This is a genomic window from Paraburkholderia caffeinilytica (assembly GCF_003368325.1).
Classification (GTDB): Bacteria; Pseudomonadota; Gammaproteobacteria; order Burkholderiales; family Burkholderiaceae; genus Paraburkholderia; species Paraburkholderia caffeinilytica.
Genome location: NZ_CP031466.1, coordinates 2833825 through 2851023 on the forward strand (window position 1 = coordinate 2833825; position 17199 = coordinate 2851023).

General features: G+C 62.9%; 13 protein-coding genes, 3 pseudogenes and 1 riboswitch. Of the genes and pseudogenes, 6 read left to right on the forward strand and 10 right to left on the reverse strand.

The genetic code is table 11. The features are described 5' to 3' along the window. Positions 1 to 52: 52 nt before the first annotated feature. From DSC91_RS12550 to DSC91_RS12565, 4 genes are all read right to left on the reverse strand, one after another. Positions 53 to 334 carry a hypothetical protein gene (locus tag DSC91_RS12550; RefSeq protein ID WP_115778575.1) on the reverse strand — a complete coding sequence of 94 codons (282 nt, stop codon included), beginning with the start codon at positions 332 to 334 and terminating at the stop codon, positions 53 to 55. A gap of 54 nt (positions 335 to 388) precedes the next feature. Then, entirely contained in the window at positions 389 to 595 is a 207-nt protein-coding gene (locus DSC91_RS12555) for a hypothetical protein (RefSeq protein ID WP_162831381.1), read from the reverse strand. 722 nt (positions 596 to 1317) lie between these two features. Beyond that, positions 1318 to 2064: a CbtA family protein gene (locus DSC91_RS12560; RefSeq protein ID WP_115778579.1), complete on the reverse strand. Its 747-nt coding sequence runs from the start codon at positions 2062 to 2064 to the stop codon at positions 1318 to 1320. Between the two features lie 11 nt (positions 2065 to 2075). Continuing rightward, on the reverse strand, positions 2076 to 2309 hold the full coding sequence (locus tag DSC91_RS12565) for a CbtB domain-containing protein (protein WP_115778581.1): 234 nt from the start codon (positions 2307 to 2309) through the stop codon (positions 2076 to 2078). A gap of 54 nt (positions 2310 to 2363) precedes the next feature. After that, positions 2364 to 2451: riboswitch (adenosylcobalamin (AdoCbl) riboswitch) on the reverse strand. A gap of 97 nt (positions 2452 to 2548) precedes the next feature. Between DSC91_RS12565 and DSC91_RS12570 the strand changes: the two genes are divergently transcribed. Next, positions 2549 to 3241, forward strand: coding sequence for a histidine phosphatase family protein (locus tag DSC91_RS12570; RefSeq protein WP_115778583.1), 693 nt, complete (start codon positions 2549 to 2551; stop codon positions 3239 to 3241). Here the strand turns inward: DSC91_RS12570 and DSC91_RS38215 are convergent. Both DSC91_RS38215 and DSC91_RS12580 read right to left on the reverse strand, forming a co-directional pair. Then, a pseudogene (locus tag DSC91_RS38215) lies at positions 3232 to 3423 on the reverse strand (hypothetical protein); the annotation flags it as partial. The gene DSC91_RS12570 and the pseudogene DSC91_RS38215 overlap by 10 nt on opposite strands. Positions 3424 to 3482: 59 nt before the next feature. Further along, on the reverse strand, positions 3483 to 4559 hold the full coding sequence (locus DSC91_RS12580) for an alpha/beta hydrolase (protein ID WP_115778585.1): 1077 nt from the start codon (positions 4557 to 4559) through the stop codon (positions 3483 to 3485). 121 nt (positions 4560 to 4680) lie between these two features. On the opposite strand from DSC91_RS12580, the pseudogene DSC91_RS12585 reads away from it, so the two are divergent. From DSC91_RS12585 to DSC91_RS12605, 5 genes and pseudogenes are all read left to right on the forward strand, one after another. Then, a pseudogene (locus DSC91_RS12585) lies at positions 4681 to 4836 on the forward strand (MarR family winged helix-turn-helix transcriptional regulator); the annotation flags it as partial. A gap of 15 nt (positions 4837 to 4851) precedes the next feature. After that, entirely contained in the window at positions 4852 to 6954 is a 2103-nt protein-coding gene (locus tag DSC91_RS12590; RefSeq protein WP_115778587.1) for an FUSC family protein, read from the forward strand. Positions 6955 to 6999: 45 nt separating this feature from the next. After that, positions 7000 to 7209, forward strand: a complete 210-nt coding sequence (locus tag DSC91_RS12595) for a DUF1656 domain-containing protein (RefSeq protein ID WP_115778589.1) — start codon at positions 7000 to 7002, stop codon at positions 7207 to 7209. After that, positions 7206 to 8219 (forward strand): efflux RND transporter periplasmic adaptor subunit, encoded by a 1014-nt coding sequence (locus DSC91_RS12600; protein WP_115778591.1) that lies wholly within the window; start codon positions 7206 to 7208, stop codon positions 8217 to 8219. Before DSC91_RS12595 ends, DSC91_RS12600 begins: the two co-directional genes overlap by 4 nt. Beyond that, on the forward strand, positions 8216 to 9742 hold the full coding sequence (locus DSC91_RS12605) for an efflux transporter outer membrane subunit (protein WP_115778593.1): 1527 nt from the start codon (positions 8216 to 8218) through the stop codon (positions 9740 to 9742). The genes DSC91_RS12600 and DSC91_RS12605 overlap by 4 nt, the downstream gene beginning before the upstream one ends. Before the next feature lie 282 nt (positions 9743 to 10024). On the opposite strand, the gene DSC91_RS12610 is transcribed toward DSC91_RS12605, so the two are convergent. From DSC91_RS12610 to DSC91_RS12625, 4 genes and pseudogenes are all read right to left on the reverse strand, one after another. Then, the gene (locus DSC91_RS12610; protein WP_115778595.1) at positions 10025 to 10486 is read right to left on the reverse strand and encodes a (2Fe-2S)-binding protein; all 462 of its coding nucleotides are present in this window, start codon (positions 10484 to 10486) and stop codon (positions 10025 to 10027) included. Positions 10487 to 10510: 24 nt separating this feature from the next. Continuing rightward, positions 10511 to 12781, reverse strand: coding sequence for a xanthine dehydrogenase family protein molybdopterin-binding subunit (locus DSC91_RS12615; RefSeq protein ID WP_115778597.1), 2271 nt, complete (start codon positions 12779 to 12781; stop codon positions 10511 to 10513). Between the two features lie 378 nt (positions 12782 to 13159). Continuing rightward, positions 13160 to 14737, reverse strand: a pseudogene (locus DSC91_RS12620) (methyl-accepting chemotaxis protein); the annotation flags it as partial. 247 nt (positions 14738 to 14984) lie between these two features. Next, positions 14985 to 17198, reverse strand: coding sequence for a sensor domain-containing protein (locus DSC91_RS12625; RefSeq protein ID WP_115778599.1), 2214 nt, complete (start codon positions 17196 to 17198; stop codon positions 14985 to 14987). Position 17199 lies beyond the last annotated feature (1 nt).

Genomic DNA, 17199 nt, shown 5'->3' on the forward strand with positions numbered 1-17199 from the left:
CTGGCCCAGCTATCAACGACAAGTGACTTGCAAAAGAGCAGGGGAAACGGAGTCATCCGGAACGTTCACGCAGTTCGGTTGCCGGTGTCATGCGGTGCGGTGGCTGCGATGCGTGCGAGCACACGCCTTCAACCGGGTTCCCTTCAAAGAGCAGCCGCCAGGGTTTGCGCCTGCCCGCCCACACGGGCATCGCATTGGTGTACATGTGCAGCGATATGCCTGTCGAAATTTTTCCTGCATCGACGAGCGTGCGGACTGCCCCGCGGATATCGCCGGGCATCACGTCGCTTACACGCGTACCGCCTGCATTTGGCAGCAGGTGCAGATCGAACATCCGCCGCACGCCCCTGGCCCCGTCCGGAGTGTTGTCTACCATCGCCCAGGGATGTCACGTCTCAAACATGACCACTACGGTCAGTTGTGACTCAGCGTCCTGCCGCTCGCGTTCGGCCAGCTCCTGCTGCTGCCGGACAACCTGCGCCTTCTCGACCTTCAGCTTGTCCGCGACCAGCTTGCGCTGGCCTGCCGGATCGCCGGAACGCTGCACGCCCAGCTTCGTTTCATCAAGCTCCAGCCTGATCGTGGCGAGCCTCACACGCGGCCAGGCTCCAAGCGGCATTTCCCGAGCCGCGCCCTCGACGCGGTAGCGAAAGTGAATACGGACAACCGGAGACCGTATGCCAACAACCAAGTTGTTGAGTTCAAACGGAACAGATGTTTGCGGACCTTGTACAACGCGGGATCAATTTATCCACAGAAAATGTGGAGAGGGTTGTTGATAACAACGGGGCTACGCACCTAAGTGCTTGACGCAGATCGGTTTGTTGTTGGCGGTGCGGGTGAATGCAGGGATGATCGGCTACGCGGTTCGCGCGGATGGACGCATTGCGGAGGGCTGGCTTATCCACAGAAAATGTTCGCAAGCCTGTGGATAACATTCTGGCAAGCGCGCCAAGTACTTGATGTAGCTGGCTTCTCTCGCGCTGCATGTCGGCGTGACCGCTTACGCGGTCACGCCTTTTGCGCTAACAGGAAAGCGGCTTCGCCGCGGCTTACGCGGTCACGCCTTTTGCGCTAACAGGAAAGCGGCTTCGCCGCGGCTTACGCGGTCACGCCTTTTGCGCTAGCAGGAAAGCGGCTTCTCCGCTGCTTACGCGGTGACGCCTTTTGCGCTAGCAGGAAAGCGGCTTCTCCGCTGCTTACGCGGTGACGCCTTTTGCGCTAACAGGAAAGCGGCTTCGCCGCGGCTTACGCGGTCACGCCTTTTGCGCTAACAGGAAAGCGGCTTCGCCGCGGCTTACGCGGCCACGCCCCCCATCAAAGGTAAGCAGACTTCGCGGCGCTGCGGTTCGCGGGAACCAGCAGTTTGCTTCGTTCGACCAGAGCGCCGAACAGCAGCCCGACGGTCGTCCACATAACCACCTGCATGCCGATCGCCGCGACGCGGAACTTCCACAACAGCACCGCCGGGAAAGTCGCGGGCACTTCGTTGATCGTCGGCATCGACAGTTGCACGGCAGCAATGATCGCGACGAACACCAGGCCTGCCACAATCGAGCCGTTCCACGCGCCGAGCTTCAGCGCTGCGCGGCGTCGAACCTTCAGCGAAAACACCATCGCGGCCAGCGAGATCGCAATCATCAGGAAGAACAAGCCGGTCCGCGTTCCGATCGTCTCGGGGTCGCCCACCGAAGGGGGATTCGCCGGGTACTTGATGTTCGGGACGATCACCAGCGTGATAAACGCGCCAAGCGCCAGCCATGCGGACAACGCGCGCGCGCTCAACGCGCCGGCGCGGCCGTACGCATACGCGAACACCAGCGAGAACAGCCCACCGAACGCGGCGCCATACGTCACCACGCCCGTCAACAATCCCAGGCCCGCCTGGGTGTCGCGGCTGACGAGCTCAGGTTCGGGCGCTTCGCCTTTGGCTGCCTCGGCCTTTTCCTCGAAGGAAATGGCTTGGTCGACCTGCGGCTCGCCCACCAATCTGGCGAAGCCGAACGTGAGCAATCCCGCGGCGATGCCTGCAAGCATCCCGCGTACCAACAATTTACCGACCATGTTCGACCCCGTTAGTGGCAGGGAAAGCCGAGCAGATGGCGGCCGTCGTGCACGAATTCGTGCACGTACATGCCAGGCACCAGCGACGTGGCGCCCTGTTCCGCACCGACGAAATAGAGCGCGAGCAACAGCAGCAAGCCGCCGAATACGACCCAAGGCAGCAATTCACGCAGCGGAATCGGCGTGGGTTGGGCAACGGGCTGTGCAGCAGGCTGCGTAGCGGGATCGAAAACGGCGTGAGTCATAATGGACATCTCCTTGGGGGTAACGCGCCCCGATAGTCGATTGAAGAGGGATGGTGCGAAGCTCAGGTCTGGCTTTCGGCTCGTGAATGCCGATTACAGTGGCGCGACCGCGCCGGGCTCTCACCGGCTTCCGTGCTTCGCAGTGACGCTATTCTACGCGCTAAACTTGGGCCCCCGGCAATCCAAAGCATGCGTTTCATGCGTCCCGCTCCGGCCCGGCCTCTCTGGAAATGAACTGAATGGACACACGGCTGTTACTGATCAGCCACGCATCGACTGCGGCGATGCGCGCGGGCCGCTTCCCCGCGGACGATCCGCTCGACGCGCGTGGCCTCGCCGAAGCAAGCGCCGCGCGTGCGCGTCTGTCGATTCCGGACGACGCCGCGGTTTTCGTCAGCCCGGCCGTTTGCGCGCGCGATACGGCAACGGCCTTGGGCATCGGCGCCGCAGCCTTGGGGCAAGGCGCATCGGTCGAGGCCGGGCTGGCGGATATGGACTACGGCCTGTGGCATGGCCGCCGTCTCGCCGATCTCGCCGCCGAAGCGCCGCAAGACCTCTCAGGATGGACACATGATCCCGACGCTGCCGCGCACGGCGGGGAGTCGTTCAATCAGGTCGTGAAACGGGTAGGACGGTGGCTCGATGCGTTGGACGATGCGTTGAGCGAGCGGGCAACCGGGCGAGCGGGCGATGCGTCGAGCGACGGCACGGACGAGTCAAAAAGCTGGGCATCAGGCGCACAAGCAAACCGCACACCGCGCGATACGCAACATGTCGCGGCCGTCACGCACGCGCCGGTCATCAGGGCCGCAATCGTTCATGCGCTCGGCGTGCCGCCCGCTGTGTTTCCGCGCATCGAGATCGCGCCGCTCTCGATGGTCGAGTTGCGACGCTCGCGACGCGGCTGGACATGGTGGCCGGCATCGCCGTAGGGTTGCGCGACGCCCCGGCCGTCATCCGGCGTCAGCGAGGCCAAACCGTCCGGCGCCGCCGCGACGATCCGTGTGAGCGACGCGCACGGGCCAGGCGCATCGTCGGCATTCGCGCAGCACGGCAACAGGGCGCTGAGCGATAGTGCGGCGATCGCGGCCGCGAGGATTCGGGTGTTGTTCATGTCGGCACGGCCGTTCGAAAGGTGACCTTATCGTGGCAGCACGGTTCATGCCGCTCCTTTCATTGCTCGCATCCTTTGGTGTCGAACATCGCCGACAATGCGCAAACCGATGTCAGCATGCGCGCGCCATCGTGACCCACACCCGGCACGATATGAAAGCGCTGCTTCAGCCCTTCCGGATGACGCGACTGGATGTACCGGTAATACGCTTCCGCGCGCGCGACACGCTGCGGACCTTGCGCTTCGGCGGCACAGCTTCTATCGAGCGCGCTTTGCTGCGGATCGTCGTCCGCGCCGCCGACCAGGTAGTCAATGCGGCGCGACACATAAGTCGCTTCGAGTTCTGCCGGCGAACGGTCGTCGAGGTACGGCGGCCGATTGTCCATGCCGTATTTCCATTGGTTGAAGTCGGCGCATTGCGCGGCATCGAACGGCGCCGCCACACCTTGCGCATTCGGCCGTTGCGCATCGAAATAGGCATACGTCGACGGGCTCGCCACGACGTAGCGCACATCGATGCCTTCATTCGTCAGCACGTCGATGTTATGCGCCGCGACGGCGTAACGCTGCACGACCTGTCCGCCACCCGAATGCCCTGCGAACACGACATGCCGCAGATTCGGAAACAGCTTGCGATCCGCGAGACGCGTGACGATCGCGTCCAGTACCGCGTACGAACTGATGGGCAACGGCGCCCGCGCCGCCTCGCCGCCCATCCACGCGTCGCCGGTCCAACGCAGCAGATCGGCCGGTTCGCCATGCATGCGCGTGTCGAGCGTGGCGAGGAATTGCGGCGCGATCAGAAGCGTGCTGTCGGCATCCGCGTGGGCAGCGTCACGCGCGTTCTGCGCAGTGCGGAAGTACACGTCCGCGTTGCGCAGCTTGCCGTGAATCACGATCACCGCACGCGTCACCTGCGGTTGCGCGACGTTCCAATCCTTCGACAGATACAGCGGAAATTCAGCTTGCCCTTGCGACGTGTCGATCGTGAACCGTGTGTCCGAGATCGTCGCCACCGGTTTTAGATGCGACGCGTAGGGATGCGCCGCGAATACCGGTTGCATGAGCAATGCCAGGATGGAAGCCCCGGCGGCCGCGCATCCCAGCGCCAGGCATCGCGAAAGATTGAATGTCATGCAGCTTGCTCCTGATCAATATGTTCTATCTTGAACGCGGTGCATCGTCGAATCCGTCGGCTCTGCAAAAAATCCGGTTCAACAGTTTGCTAACGAATATCCAGGAAATACAATAGCGGCCATGTCGAATCTCCATGCTTTGCGCCGCATTGTCAGCAGGACCCTGGTCGTCGCTGCCAGAAAATGGCGGCGTGCGAGCCATGGCGTGCTCGCGGCCTTTAGCGTTTCCGAAGCGTGCGCCACGCCGCTCCTGACCGTCAGCCGGCTCGGCGAAGCCGCCGCGTAACGGTTTATGGCCTATCCCTCCATCCGCGACTGGCTGTTCTCCCTCAAGACGTTTGCCGCGGCGATGATCGCGCTTTACATCGGTCTCTCGCTCGAATTGCCGCGGCCGTACTGGGCAATGGCCACCGTCTACATCGTGTCGAACCCGTTTGTCGGCGCGACCCGCTCCAAGGCGCTCTATCGTGCGCTCGGCACCGTGCTCGGCGCATCGGCCGCGGTGTTGCTGGTGCCGCCCTTCGTCGAATCACCGTATCTGTTCAGCGTGATCGTCGCCTTGTGGACCGGCACGTTGCTGTATCTGGCGGTGGCCGATCGCACCGCGCGCAGCTACGTGTTCATGCTGGCGGCCTACACCATGCCGATCATTGCGTTGCCTTCGGTGACCAATCCGGGCGGCGTGTTCGATCTGGCCATCAGCCGCACCGAGGAGATCACGCTCGGCATCGTGTGCGCGAGCATTGTCGGCAGTTCGCTGTTTCCCAGCCGGCTCGCGCCTATCATCATCGAGCGGACCGACGCGTGGTTTCGCGACGCCGCGTTCTATGCGGCCGAAACGCTGTCCGGGCGCATTGCGAGCTCGGCGATCTCGGGAGCCCGTCAACGGATCGCGAGCACGATCAACGGGCTGGAACTCCTGCTGAGCCAGCTTGCCTACGACCATACCCGGCCGGACATCCTGGCGCGTGCTCACGAGTTGCGCGGGCGCATGCAGTTGCTGCTGCCAATGATGTCGGCGCTGGCCGACCCGCTAGTCGCCCTCTACAACAGCGGCCGCCAGACCTGGCCCGAGGGTCTCGAGACGTTGCTCAACGACGTCATCAAGTGGTTCCATGCGCCGCTTCCCGCAGCCAGCGGGGGCTATCACCCCGACCCGGAAGCCAACGCATTGCGCGAGCGCATCGCCGCGATGCAGCCGCTGCCGGCCGCGCTGGCGACCTGGGACGGCGCGCTGCTTTCGAACGCGCTGTGGCGTATGAAACAGACGATCGACCTCTGGCAAGACTGCCGCTCGCTGCGCATCATCATCACGCGCGAAGAAGGCTCGTGGCGGCCACGTTTTCGCCACTGGCGGCTGGGCGGCACCGAACGGTTCTTCGACCGCGGCATCATGCTGTTTTCGACTGTATCGGCGGGCGCCGCGGTGATCATCGCGTGCAGTCTGTGGATCGGCTCGGGCTGGGCGGACGGCGCCAGTGCGGTGACGCTGGCCGCCATCGCGTGCTGCTTCTTCGCCGCGCTCGACGAACCCGCGCCCATGGTGTTCAAGTTCTTCGTCGCCACGGCGATCAGCGTGGTGGCCGCCGGCATCTATCTGTTCGCCGTGCTGCCTCACGTGCACGATTTCCCGATGCTGGTTATTCTGTTCGCCGCGCCGTTCATCCTTGTCGGCACGCTGATCCCGCGCCCGCAGTTCAACATGGTGACGGTGCTCGTGGCCGTCAATACGGCTACCTTCATCAGCATTCAGGATGCCTACTCGGCCGACTTCCTGATCTTCGTGAACAGCAATCTCGCGGGTCTTGCCGGCTTGCTGTATGCGTATCTGTGGACCCGCGCGACACGGCCGTTCGGCGCCGAACTCGCGGCCTCGCGGCTGTTGCGCTCGAGCTGGGCCGACGTGGCGCTGACCGCGTCCACGCGAACAATCGAAGACCCGCGCAATCTCGCCGCGCGCATGCTCGACCGCCTGATGCAGTTGATCCCGCGCCTCGCCGCCACGGACGACCACCGCCATCCGTCAATCGAAAGCTTCCGCGATCTGCGCATCGCCTTCAACGCACTCGATCTGCGCCGCGTGACGCACAAGCTCGGTGGCGACGCGCCGGCCGCGATCCATCATGTCCTCGAAGACGTGTGCCGGTACTTCGAAACCTGCGTCGACCGGAAAACGCGCCAACCGGTGCCCGAGAGCCTGATGTCGTCGATCGATGCCGCCGTGGCGCGCGTCACCGCGCAAGGACTCGCCAATGCCGGCACGCCGGGCCTGGCCGCGCAAACCTCCGCGCGCCGATTGCGCGAGGCGCTGCACGCGCTGGTCGGCTTGCGTCTTTCGCTGTTTCCGGCCACGCTAATCACACCCACGCCGCCCGAACCGGAGGCCGCTGCCTGATGCGCCTGTCCCGCAACCCGATCCACTCCTTTGCCCGTTCCCGCGATGATCGGTGAAATCGATATCTTCGGCGTGTTCGTGCCGGCCGTGCTCGTGCTGATGCTGGTCGCCTATCTGATCAACCTGGCCATCCGCACGGTGCTCGCCCGCGTCGGCTTTTACCGCTTTGTCTGGCATCGCTCCATCTTCGATCTCGGCATCTATGTGCTGGTGCTGGGCCTTGTCGTCGTCGTTTCGCACAGACTAATAACGTGAAAAAAACCTGGTTCTCCGTCGGTCAGATTCTGCTGACCCTGATCGTCGTCGTGGTGGCAGCCTTCGTGCTGTGGAAACTGGTCGCCTATTACATGTTCGCACCGTGGACTCGCGACGGCCACGTGCGCGCCGATGTGATCCAGGTCGCGCCGGATATCTCGGGGCTGATCTCATCGGTCGAGGTGGTGGACAACCAGCAGGTCAAACAAGGCCAGGTGCTGTTCGTGATCGATCAGGCCCGCTATGCGCTCGCCCTGCGCCAGGCGCAGGCCACCGCGCAGCAACGCCGCGCCACCCTCGATCAGGCGCGCCGCGAAGACGCGCGCAATCGCCAGCTCGGCAACCTGGTCGCGGCCGAAGTCGCCGAAGAAAGCCGTTCGCGTGTCGAAACGGCGGAAGCCGCGCTCGCCGATGCGAACGTCGCGATCGATACGGCCAAACTGAATCTGCAACGCACCACCATCGTGAGTCCGGTCGACGGTTATCTGAACGACCGCGCGCCGCGTAGCGGCGAATTCGTCTCGGCGGGCCGTGCGGTGCTGGCGGTGGTGGATATGCATTCGTTCCGCGTCGACGGTTACTTTGAAGAAACCAAGCTGCGCGGTATCGACATCGGCCAGCGGGTCGATATCCAGGTGATGGGCGAGCCGAACGTGCTGCGCGGTCACGTGCAAAGCATCGTCGCGGGGATCGAAGACCGCGACCGCACGCAAGGATCGAATCTGCTGCCGAACGTGAACCCGGCATTCAGCTGGGTGCGGCTCGCGCAGCGGATTCCGGTGCGCGTCGCGCTCGACGAGGTGCCAGCCGATTTCCGCATGATCGCCGGACGCACGGCAACTGTGTCGGTGCGCGATCTGTCGCCGACCGGCAAGCCGCGTCCGGCTGCGGGCGCTTCGGGTGCGGTGGATGCATCGGCGGCTTCGGCTACTTCTGCGGTTCCGGCTGCCTCCGCCGCTGCTGCTGCGCAACCGGCGTCTGCTGCCGCCATGTCGGGCGCATCGCAATGAAGCCATCGCGCGCCCTGCCCTTATTGCCGCTGCTGCCCTTGTTGCCGTTGGCCGTTGCGCTCAACGGCTGCGTGAATGTCGGCCCCGATTACGCGCTGCCGAAGCAGGCGCTGGTCAACGCGCCACTCGCCAATGCGCCGATCGAGGGCGCCGATGCCAAACTGACCACGCGGCAAAACGTGCCGGCGGTCTGGTGGAAACTCTATGACGATCCCGTGCTGAACAGCCTCGTCGACGAAGCGCTGCAATCGAATACCGACTTGCGCGTCGCGGCAGCCAACCTCGCGCGTTCGCGTGAAGCACTGGGCGTCGCGCAGGCGCAGGGCGGCTTCTCCGGCAAGAGTTCGGTGCTGCTCGAACGCGCGCAGGAATCGGCCGAGCAGTTTCTGCTGACCGAGAAGCTGCCGGTCGTGAATGAAGGCGACATCGGCATCAGCATCTCATACGAAATCGATCTGTTCGGCAAGCTGCGACGCGGTGTCGAAGCGGCGGCGGCGGACACGGAATCCGTGCAGGCGGCCGGCGATCTCGCGCGGATCACGGTGGTCGCGGATGTGGTGCGCTCTTACGTCGAGCAATGCTCGGCTACCGAGGAGCTCAGAATCGCGCAGCAGTCGCTGGCCTTGCAGAAGGAGCGTGTGGACGTATCGCGCCGGCTACGCGATGCGGGCCGCGGCAATCAGACCGACGTGACGCGCGGGCAGACCCAGGTCGATACGTTGGCGGCGGATATTCCGCGCTATACCGCGCGCCGCCAGATCGCGCAATACCGGCTCGCGGCGCTGCTCGCACGCGCGCCGTCCAACTTGCCGCCAGCCGTGCTGGCGTGCAGCACGCTGCCGCGAATCCGTCAGCCGATTCCGGTCGGCGACGGCGCCGCGTTGCTCAAACGCCGCCCTGACGTGCGCGAGGCCGAGCGTCAGCTGGCGGCATCGACGGCGCGCATCGGCGTCGCGACGGGCGCGTTGTATCCGACGGTGAGCATCGGTGCGTCGGCGGGTTTGACCGGGGTTCTGGAAGACCTCGGCACCTCGCCGACGGCGCGCTGGGGCTTCGGTCCGCTGATCAGCTGGACCTTCCCCACGAACGGCGCGCGGGGTCGTGTGCGCGAAGCGCAAGCGTCGAGCAATGTGGCGTTGGCCAGGTTCGACGGCGTGGTGCTGACCGCGTTACGCGAAACCGAAACCAGCCTCGCGACCTATGCGTCCGACTACGCCCGCGCCGACGCCTTGCGTGCCGCGTTGAAGTCGGCCACCCAGTCAGCGGACGAAACGCATCGGCTGTATCGCGCCGGACGCGAGTCGTTCATTTCGGATCTGGACGCAACCCGCACGCTGACTTCGACGAAATCTCAGGTGGCAGCCGCGGAAGGTCAGGTGGCGATCGATCAGGTCAACCTGTTCCTCGCGCTCGGCGGTGGATGGGAGACCGATGCGCAGACGGCGCCTGGAGCAGCGGTATCCAACGCTGCCGCGGCTGCGTCGGCTAAGGCCGTGCCGACCGCGGCTGCCAAGGCGCCCTGACCCTCCCGCCTCGTCTCGTCTCATCCGGGTAAATCACTATTATTGACAAGCTTTCTTTTACCTTTCAATTCGGGTTAAATACGAGCCTCTTCACCACGTTACGGGGTCACGTATGTCGCAATTCATGCAAGGCGCAGCCACATTGGGCGGTTGTATCGGCGTTTTTACGGTAGTGGTGGCAGTCGTGGAGATGCTGGCGAACTGAGCGCGCCTGACTCGTGGATAGTTCTGGCTCACCCAGGCGCCCCCGCCTGCGGTGGTGCCGGCCCTAAGCTGTCGGCCCTAAGCGGGCCGCCGTTTCGCGGCCGCCTGGTGAATCGCCGCCCGCACCCTCGGATACGTGCCGCAACGGCACACAATGTTGGACATCGCCGCGTCGATGTCGGCATCGGTGGGATTGGGCTTCTGCTTGAGCAACGCGCAAGCCGCCATCAGTTGCGCGCTTTGGCAATAACCGCACTGCACCACATCGAGATCGATCCACGCTGCTTTCAGCGCCTGTGCTTCGGCGCCCTGCACGCCTTCGATTGTGGTGATCTTCTGCGAGTGCAGGCTCGACATCGGCGTCTGGCAGGCAAGGCCCGCCTTGCCGTCGAGATGAATCGTGCACGCGCCGCAAATGCCCACGCCGCAGCCGAACTTGGTGCCGGTCATGCCGAGGTCGCAGCGCAGCACCCACAGGAGCGGCATGTCCGGTTCGGCTTGTACGGCCACTGCCCGGCCGTTGATGTTGAGCGATCCCATGTTTTCTCCATCAATCTGAAGCCTTCACGCAAGCCTCAACGGCAACGCACGCAAGCGCTGGCCGGTCAGCGCGAACACCGCATTGGCCACCGCCGGCGCGACCGGCGGCACGCCCAGTTCACCGACGCCTTGCGGATGCATCTGGCTCGGCATGATGTCGGTTTCGATCACCGGACAGTCGTTCATCCGCACGACCGGGAAATCGAGGAAGTTCTTCTGCGTCACCACGCCGCCGTCGATGGTGATTTCGTCCTGCAATGCAGTCGACAGGCCGAACACGATGCCGCTCTCCATCTGCTGACGAATCAGGTTGGGATTCACCGGCAATCCACAGTCGATCACGCAGACCACCCGATGCACGCGAATCTGCCTGTTCGGGCCGACCGATACTTCCGCCACCTGCGCGACGACACTGCCGAACGCTTCGTGCAACGCAACGCCACGCGCCCGCTTTGTGCCGTCGGCGGCCCGCGTCATGGGACGTCCCCAATCCGATAAGACCGCCACGCGCCTTAACACCGCCAGATGGCGCGGATGCTGCGCAAGCAGCGCCGCGCGAAACGCAATCGGATCCTGGCCGGTGGCTACGGCGATTTCGTCGGTAAAGCCCTCGGTGAAAAACGCCTGATGCGAATGGCCGACCGATCGCCAGAATCCAACCGGGATCGGCAATTCGACGATCTTGTGCGCCACGCGCGCCGCGGGCCATTCGTAGGGTTGATCGAACGCGCCTTCGCACGTGGTCTTGTCGATCGGCATGCGCGGCACGCCGTAGTAGCGCGCGAGCGATTCCGGCACGATCGCCTGGCTCGCCGAAGTGGCGTGCCATGCGACGAGCTTGCCGTCTTTGTCGAGACCGGCCTTCAGGCGCGACACGCACGCCGGACGATAGAAATCGTGGGTGAAATCCTCTGCGCGCGACCAGATTGTCTGCACCGGACGGCCACCGCCCTCGCGCGCAATCGCCGCGGCTTGCGCGATGAAGTCGAGTTCGAGACGGCGCCCGAAAGCGCCGCCGAGCAGTTGCGTTTGCACGTCGACTTTGTCGGCGTCGATGTCCAGCACTTTCGCGACGTGCTGCCTTGCGAGCGCCGGTATTTGCGTCGAGACCCAAACGGTGGCCGCGCCGTCCGCAACCTGCACCGTGCAATTGACCGGCTCGACCGCGCCATGCGCAAGATACGGCGCGTGGTACTCGGCGGTGAGGATTCGCGCCGCGCCGATCAACGCGGCTTCGACGTCGCCTTGACGGTAGTAAGCGTGACCGTCGCTGTCGTCCAGTGCCTGCTTCAGACGCGTGTCCACGCTCGCGCTCGACAGTTTGACTGCGGGGCCGTCATTCCACGCCACGTTGATCGCGCTGACCGCGTTCATCGCGCGGAACGGGTTGTCGGCAATGACCGCAACGCCGCCGCTGCCGCCGCCATAGGGTTTCAGCGAAAATGCCTTGATGAAGCCAGGCATGGTCCTCGCAGGCGAGGCGTCGAAATGCGCCACTGTCCCGCCTAACGTGGGACACATCATCACGCTTGCGTAGATGAGACCGTCGGGTAGCGCGTCGATGCCGAAGCGCGCTGTGCCGTTGATTTTCGATGCGGCTTCGATGCGCCGCATCGGTTTGCCGATCAGCTTGAAGTCGGCGGGATCTTTCAGCGCGACCTTGCGTGGCAGCGGCTGCTGCGCGGCCATCGCGGAAAGTTCGCCGAAGCTCGCCTTGTGGCCGGACGCGTGCAGAACGTAACCGCCTTCCGTGCGGCATTCACCCGATGGCACTTTCCATTGCGCGGCCGCGGCGCCGATCAGCATCGCGCGCGCCGAGGCGCCGGCTTCGCGCATCGGCGTCCATAGATCGTTGATGCTCGATGAACCGCCCGTCATCATCGTGCCGGCGTCGCGCACCAGCTTGCGGGTCATCCAGACCGTGGCGCGCTTGACGGTGCTGTCGTCGTCGGGACGAAACGGCAGATCGTCGATGATGGCCTGCACGCTGTTGTAGATCTTGTCGATCGGCGAGTTTTCCACGCGAACCTGCGACCAGTCGGCGTCCAGTTCTTCGGCGAGCAGCATCGCGAGGCCGGTGTGGATGCCCTGCCCCATTTCCGCTTTGCACATCATGACCGTGACGCTGTTGTCGGCGGCGATCTTGACCCAGCCGTTGAGTGCGGCCTGGTTGCCGACGGCCGGCAGGGGCGTGGAAGGCGTCAGGCGCTGCCCCGGCGGCAGGACCGACCAGCCGACCAGCAGCACACCGAACGCCCCGGCGCCGCCTAGCAGGAAGGTTCTGCGCTTTAACATCGTATGACCCGATCAGCTTGCACGGTGGTGGAGAAGCTGTGAAAGCGCGGCTTGGCGCGGGAGCTTATTTCGTCGGAACAGTAGTAAGACGGAAGAGTGGTTGGGAGACTGAAAGCCAGGGTTTCAGCCGATCTGCACGGCGCCGGCGGATGCCCTTCGTGGAAAGGCCGAACGCTTGCCGTGTGTCAGTTCATTAAACGTTATTCGTCACGTGTCGGCACGCTGCAGTGCAACTGGATTGAATGGCGGAAAAACACGGGAGGCGGCGGATTTTGGCTAGCTGCGCCGGGAAAGGCGCAGCTAGCAGCAAGCGCCGGGGTTTGGCGGATAGCGTACTCGACACCGACTATTGAGCGTCTACGATCCGTATCCGATCTTTGCCGAAGATCTCGCATCCATGCGAAAAAAACCGATCGCCTGCGCCAACTGCCGACCTTGGTCCTCGAGCGACCGCGAGGCGGCTGCGGCTTCCTCGACCAAAGCGGCATTCTGCTGCGTGACCTGATCCATCTGCGTCACCGCCTGATTGACCTGTCCGATGCCGCGACTCTGCTCATTCGACGCAGCCGCAATCTCTCCCATGATATCGGTGACACGGGCGACTGCCTGCGTCACCTCTGCCATGGTTTTGCCGGCGTTTGCCGCGAGAACGGAGCCATCCTGGATCTTCTGGACCGACCCGGAAATCAGTTCCTTGATCTCCTTGGCAGCCCCCGAGGAACGTTGTGCAAGACTGCGCACTTCACTCGCCACAACGGCAAAACCACGACCCTGTTCTCCCGCGCGGGCCGCCTCGACTGCTGCATTGAGCGCCAGGATGTTGGTCTGGAATGCGATGCCCTCGATCATGCCAATGATGTCCGCAATCCTGGTCGAACTCTCACTGATGCCGTTCATCGTTTCTACGACCTGCCCCACCACCGAGCTTCCCCGTTCGGACACGTCCGAAGCGTTTGACGCCAGGCTGCTGGCCTGTTGCGCGTTCTCTGCGTTGAGCCTGACAGTGGCTGTCAACTCTTCCATGCTTGACGCTGTTTCCTGCAGCGATGACGCCTGCTGCTCGGTTCGCGCCGACAGATCGGCGTTGCCTGCGGCAATCTGGCTTGAGCCTGTCGCAATGTTGTCGGCCGAAGTACGCACTTGAGCAATCAACCTCACAAGGCTCGCCTGCATTTCTCCCATCGACGCAAGCACGCTGCCAGCCGGCGCCAGTTCAGCACGTTCAACTGGACTGAGATCGCCCGTCGCAACCCTTCCGGCGACCTCGCTCAGCGCCGTAGGTTCTGCGCCGAGTGTGCGCACCAGTCCACGGGTGATCAGAATTCCCGCCGCGAGTGCGACGCCAATCGCGGCCACGCAAAATGCGACCAGCAGCAGCCGCTGTGTTGCATACCGCCCGTCCGCTTCCTTAACCAGTTCGGCCTGCCGGTCGCGGGTATCTTGCGCGAAATCGTCGGTTGCCTTGACGAGCGCATTCAACAACGGGCGGCACTTGTCGTCCAGCATGGAAACCGCTTCCTCATGACGACTGTTCAGGGCCGCATTGACGATTGCCAGCGCAACCGGGCCGTACTGCCCCTCGATACGATCGATGTCAGTCACAAGGCTGCGCGTCTTCTCGGGTACGCCAGCAGCGCTGCTCAGTTCCTTGAGTTGTCGAAGCCGGTTCTGGACGTCTTCGTGTGCCTGATTCACCGCCGCCTTTTCCGCATCGCTGTCGGCAGGCTTTGTGACCAGCACGAGGTTGCGCGCCGCAATCGCGCGCCGGTCGACCGCCGTGCGCAACTGCATCGTCATGTCAGCGCGCGCACTGACGCCGCTCAGATAGCCCAGGAAGCGTTCGTTCGAGTCGTTCAGGGCCTTCATGGAAAAACCCGAAACGATCATCACCATCGCCGCGATCAGGCCGAAGCCTGTCGCAAGCTTTGCCTTTACCGTCATGCCCTTCAAGTTCATCATCTTCGCCCCGCCAGTATAAAAACCGTCGATTCATTTACAGGATGCTCACGCGGAACGGAACGCAGCGCCACGCTGTTTCCAGGATCCGCCGATCTACTCTGCCAGGAGTGAGCGAGAGAGTGGAAATCAACGTCTTGTCCTCCGGTCATTGCTGTAACGGCCGGTCAATCATTTGCTTGAGTGAGCGGGTGACGTGCAAACGTTTTTCATAGGGTTTTCTGGGAGGCAGTCGGAGCGTTCCGCGCTATGAGCGGCAGACCGATGCCGGAGGCGGGCTACACGTGAGCCATGCAGTGAGCTTGTCCGCTTCCATGGGCCGGGCAAACAGATAGCCTTGTGCGACTTTGCAACCCTGAGCCTGCAGGGTTCGCCTTTGTGCGTCGGACTCTACCCCCTCGGCAACGATGGCGAGGCGAAGACTTGCACCGATGCTTATGACCGCACTCGACAAGGCTCTCGCGCTTTCGTTGTATTCGAGCTCGCGGACGAAGCTCTTGTCCAGCTTGAGTTCAGCCACGGGCATCCGATAAAGATAGCTAAGACTGGAATAGCCGGTGCCGAAGTCGTCGACCGACAATCTGACACCCAGATCGCGTACTGCATTCAGATTGGCGAAGGCTCCCGACACCGTGTCGAGCAATACGCCTTCCGTTACCTCCAGCATCAGATCAGCTGCGCAAACACCGTTCTCGGCGAGCGTCCGCGCAATCCAGCCGGGAAACGCCTGATCGCTAAAGGTGGTCGGGGACACATTCACGGAAACGTGCGGAATCGCAAGGCCGAGGCAACGCCATTTTCTGAGTTGTCCGCAGGCTGCGTGAATCACCCAGTGATCAAGGTCGGCGATCATGCCACGTTCTTCCGCCAGCGTAACGAACCGCTCCGGCGGGACCATCCCGAAGTCCGGATGATGCCAGCGAGCCAATGCTTCCACGCCGTGAAGACTCTCATCCTCGAGCCTCACCTGAGGCTGGTAGTGCAGTTGCAATTGGTCATTGTGCAATGCCTCTCTGAGCGCCCGCTCGAGCTTGAGATTTTCCTGCGAGATTCTGTTCAATTCCGGGTTGAACATCGAATATCGATGACGTCCCTTGCTCTTCGCATGGTACATAGCCATGTCGGCGTGCAGCAGCAGCGTGTGGACGCTGTCGCCATGCTGCGGAAAAAGCGCGATTCCTACGCTCGCAGTCGGCGTCACGATCGTTGGGCCGATCGTGAACGGACCGTTTAGCTTTGCCATGATCGATTCACAGCGGGCAACTGCCTTCCCGGCATCGCACGGCATCAACGCAACGACAAATTCGTCCCCCGAGAGTCTTCCGGCGACGTCGAATTTTCCCAGGCATTCCTTGACGCGTCTGGCGACTTCGCACAGTAGGGTGTCGCCCGCGGGATGGCCGAACGAATCGTTCACCTGCTTGAAACGATCGAGATCGATAAACAGCAACGCCAATGCACACCCTTCTCGAGTCGCTTCGGCAAGCAGCGATTCGATGCGGGCAACGAGAGCGCTTCGATTCGGCAAACCGGTAAGACCGTCGTAGTAGGCGAGCCGCCGAATGTTTTCTTTGCTAGCCTCGCGCTCCAATGCAAGAGAACAGAGGTTCAGGCTGACATCGGCGAGGTGCCGGTGCAAATTGTCCGGACCGCGTGTTTCGCGGTAATAGAAAGCGAGCGTGCCGAGCGTACAACCATCGCTCGACCTGATTACGTGCCACCAGCACGTAACAAGGCCACATTCCTGCGCGAGATCCTTTTGCCTGCCCCAGAAAGAATCGGGCGTTTGTTCGGCAAAAATCACCAGTTGGCCTTCGAGGCCGGGAATCTCGCAGTCTTCTATCGCGTGGCCGAGCATCAGCCCATCCATGGCCTTTACGTAGTCGGCCGGCAGACTGGGCGCACCCAACGTCCAGAGTCTTTTGTATTCGTCGAGACGCCGGATCGATATCATGACTTCGGGCGCGATACGCTCGACCTCGGTACAGATCAGCCGCATCACGCCAAGGATAGGCGCTTCCCGGACCAAAGCATGCAACACCTTGTGCTGGAGGACTTCGTGCATCTTGGTATTGGTGATGTCCGTCCACACGCCTACCATGGCGGTGCATTCGCCTTGCTCACTCTTTACCGCATTCACGACCGCCGATATCCAAAGTGGCTTGCCCCAGCGGTCATAGATAAGGATTTCCGCGCGGAAACTTTCGCCCGAGCTCACGTGTTGCCTGATGCGCTGGAGCGTTTCCGTATCGGTGTAAGGCCCGCAGACCATTGCGCTCGGCAATTTGCCCCACATCTCGGCCGACGTGTAGCCGAGCATGCGTGTAAAACCATCGTTGACGTAAATCGCCTTACCCAGATTATCCGTAATGACGATCGCGGTATCCGTCTCGTTTGCAGCGAGTGAGAGCAGACTGTGTTCCGCTTCGAAGGACGCAGGAGCGGAAAAGATCTTATTCATG

Coding starts and splice junctions, on each gene's coding strand:
- DSC91_RS12550 (WP_115778575.1), bottom strand. CDS start 334: ATGTTCGATCTGCACCTGCTGCCAAATGCAGGCGGTACGCGTGTAAGC.
- DSC91_RS12560 (WP_115778579.1), bottom strand. CDS start 2,064: ATGGTCGGTAAATTGTTGGTACGCGGGATGCTTGCAGGCATCGCCGCG.
- DSC91_RS12565 (WP_115778581.1), bottom strand. CDS start 2,309: ATGACTCACGCCGTTTTCGATCCCGCTACGCAGCCTGCTGCACAGCCC.
- DSC91_RS12570 (WP_115778583.1), top strand. CDS start 2,549: ATGGACACACGGCTGTTACTGATCAGCCACGCATCGACTGCGGCGATG.
- DSC91_RS12580 (WP_115778585.1), bottom strand. CDS start 4,559: ATGACATTCAATCTTTCGCGATGCCTGGCGCTGGGATGCGCGGCCGCC.
- DSC91_RS12590 (WP_115778587.1), top strand. CDS start 4,852: ATGGCCTATCCCTCCATCCGCGACTGGCTGTTCTCCCTCAAGACGTTT.
- DSC91_RS12595 (WP_115778589.1), top strand. CDS start 7,000: ATGATCGGTGAAATCGATATCTTCGGCGTGTTCGTGCCGGCCGTGCTC.
- DSC91_RS12605 (WP_115778593.1), top strand. CDS start 8,216: ATGAAGCCATCGCGCGCCCTGCCCTTATTGCCGCTGCTGCCCTTGTTG.
- DSC91_RS12610 (WP_115778595.1), bottom strand. CDS start 10,486: ATGGGATCGCTCAACATCAACGGCCGGGCAGTGGCCGTACAAGCCGAA.
- DSC91_RS12615 (WP_115778597.1), bottom strand. CDS start 12,781: ATGTTAAAGCGCAGAACCTTCCTGCTAGGCGGCGCCGGGGCGTTCGGT.
- DSC91_RS12625 (WP_115778599.1), bottom strand. CDS start 17,198: ATGAATAAGATCTTTTCCGCTCCTGCGTCCTTCGAAGCGGAACACAGT.